Source organism: Holdemanella sp., assembly GCF_056804935.1.
Genome location: NZ_DBMEXE010000223.1, coordinates 1 through 2641, shown reverse-complemented (window position 1 = coordinate 2641; position 2641 = coordinate 1). Strand labels below are relative to the sequence as shown.

Genomic DNA, 2641 nt, shown 5'->3' with positions numbered 1-2641 from the left:
AAATCACAATGCAAGATGGGAATATTGTTTATACCAATTTAAAAAGTATAAAAATGTTATCTAAATACCAAAGTGTTTTGACAAAACTAAAAGGACAGTCTGTTTGTCTGGTTTTGGATTCTACGCATTCAACAATTGAAAAGGTGAATTGTGATGATTTGAATTCGAAACAAAAGGTTGAAGAAAAACAGGAAGAGAAGACGGAAAAGGCCGAAAAGACTGAAGCAACAGATGAAAAAACTTCGGAAAATACTGAGGTTCAAGAAGAACAACAGCCAACAGAAGATGAATCTGAGAATCAGGCTGAATGGGTCTATGATGATAACACAGGCGTGTATTACCATGAAGCCATTGGAATGTATTATGATCCAAATACAGGTGAATATTATGATGGAAATGGTACATATTATCATTGGGATGAGGAATCTCAAAGCTTTGTAGAAGCGTATTAGGATTTGTGTTTATATTTTAAGTAGAGTATAATTAATAAAAATGGGAGGTTTTATTATGCCTATTAATAAATCAACAGAATACGGAAATATCGAAATTTCATTAGATGCGATTGCCAATTTAGCTGGTGGAGCAATTACTGAATGTTATGGTATTGTAGGTATGGCTAGTCAGAAAACATTGAAAGATGGCTGGGCCGAATTATTGAAAAAAGAAAACTATGCTCGTGGTGTTGTTGTAACACAAGATGAAACGGGATTAGTTTTGAATCTTTATATTATTGCATTACAAGGAATTAAGTTAAGTCAAGTTGTGTATGAAGCACAAAAACGTGTTAAATATGTATTAGAGAAAACTTTGGAAGTAAAATGTAACGCTGTAAACATCTATGTCCAAGGTGTTCGTGCGGTAAAGTAGGGGTTAAGAGATGGAAAGAATTAATGGTATTTTATTTAAACAGATGCTTGAATCCGGAATGAATAACTTATCAAATCATTCAGCGGAAATCGATGCATTGAATGTTTTCCCTGTGCCAGATGGAGATACAGGTACAAATATGCATTTAACCGTATCAAACGGTGTAAAAGAAGCGCTTAAAACGAATTCTGATTCTGTAAAAGATATTGCGAAAACGTTATCTCGTGGATTATTAATGGGTGCACGTGGGAACTCTGGTGTTATTACGTCTCAGATTTTTAGAGGAATCTATCAAGCGGTTGAAGATTTAGATGATATGGATGCATCTCAATTGGCTCATGCATTGGTTAATGGAAGTCGTGTGGCGTATCGTGCTGTTATGCGTCCAGTAGAAGGAACAATTTTAACTGTTGTTCGTGAAGCTGCAGATTATACATATGCATACACTACAACTGAAGATGTTACAGATTGTATGGATGTTATGAAGAAGATGGTGGAAGAAGCCAATGCTTCTTTACAAAGAACACCTGAATTATTACCTGTACTTGCAGAAGTAGGTGTAGTTGATAGCGGTGGAAAAGGTCTTTGTGTGATCTTAGAAGGATTCCTTGCTGCTATGGAAGGTCATCCAGTACAACTTGAAGGTGCAAAAGCAGCTGGTGAAAGTGCACAAGCTAAAGTAGAGGGTGGAGAAGAAGAATATGGATTCTGTACAGAATTTATTTTGAAGTTATCTGAAAATGGTGTTCGTCATTTCTCTGAAACTAGCTTTAAAGATGAATTAGCAACAATTGGTAATTCAATTGTTTGTGTGCAAGATGAGGATTTAGTAAAAGTTCATGTTCATACATTAGAACCATTCACAGCGATTAAAATGGGACGTCGTCAGGGTCGTTTTATTAAGTTGAAAGTTGAAAACATGCAAGAGCAGCATGACAATATTATCGAAAAAGAAGAAGAGGAAAAAATGGCAGAACACAAAAAATATGCCATTATTACCGTAGCTCCTGGTGATGGAATCAAGAAGATGTTTACAGAACTTAGAGCTGACATTGTTGTTGGTGGTGGACAAACAATGAATCCGAGTACAGAAGATTTTGTTTCAGCCGTTGAAAAGTTGAATGCAGATCATATCTTCATTTTACCGAACAACTCAAATATTGTTTTAGCTGCTAGTCAGGCTGCACAGGTATGCTCAGATCAAGATATTCATGTACTTCCAAGTAAAACAATTCCACAAGGATTAAGTGCTTGTGTTATGTTTAATCCAGATGTTGAATTAGAAGATAATTTAGCTGAAATGAATGAAGCTATTGAAAATGTTAAATCTGGTGAAGTGACTTATGCAATCAAAGATACAACATATGATGGTCTTGAAATTAAAAAAGATGAATATATGGGTATTTTTGGAAAAGATATTTGTGTATCTTGTCCAGATTGTATGGAAGCAACAAAAAAATTGTTGGATAAAATGTTAGATGATGATAGTGAACTTGTTACTTTGATTTATGGTGATACAGCTACAGAAGAACAGGCTGAAGAAATCGCTGCTTATATTGAAGATAATAGTGATGCAGAAGTTGAAATCCATGAAGGAAATCAACCAGTTTACTCATTTATTATTGGTGTTGAATAGTAAAAAATAATGAATCCATCAGACTTAGTTCTGATGGATTTTTAGGTATGCCGGGCATGGCATATATCTAGACAGTGAAAGTCTGTTGTGGGGGTTGTAATCACAGTGGCCAACCACTAGCCAAGACCAAGGGTGTCC

The 2641-nt window shown here is 35.3% G+C and carries 3 protein-coding genes; all 3 read left to right on the top strand.

Translation table 11 applies throughout. From position 1 onward, the window contains the following. A partial coding sequence (locus ACZQCL_RS08555; RefSeq protein WP_482482797.1) for an OCRE domain-containing protein occupies positions 1-452 on the top strand: 452 nt, incomplete at its 5' end. 55 nt (positions 453-507) lie between these two features. Then, the gene (locus ACZQCL_RS08550) at positions 508-867 is read left to right on the top strand and encodes an Asp23/Gls24 family envelope stress response protein (RefSeq protein ID WP_117570682.1); all 360 of its coding nucleotides are present in this window, start codon (positions 508-510) and stop codon (positions 865-867) included. Positions 868-877: 10 nt separating this feature from the next. Continuing rightward, positions 878-2503, top strand: a complete 1626-nt coding sequence (locus tag ACZQCL_RS08545) for a DAK2 domain-containing protein (protein WP_331865651.1) — start codon at positions 878-880, stop codon at positions 2501-2503. The last annotated feature ends 138 nt before the right edge of the window (positions 2504-2641 follow it).

Coding starts and splice junctions, on each gene's coding strand:
- ACZQCL_RS08545 (WP_331865651.1), top strand. CDS start 878: ATGGAAAGAATTAATGGTATTTTATTTAAACAGATGCTTGAATCCGGA.
- ACZQCL_RS08550 (WP_117570682.1), top strand. CDS start 508: ATGCCTATTAATAAATCAACAGAATACGGAAATATCGAAATTTCATTA.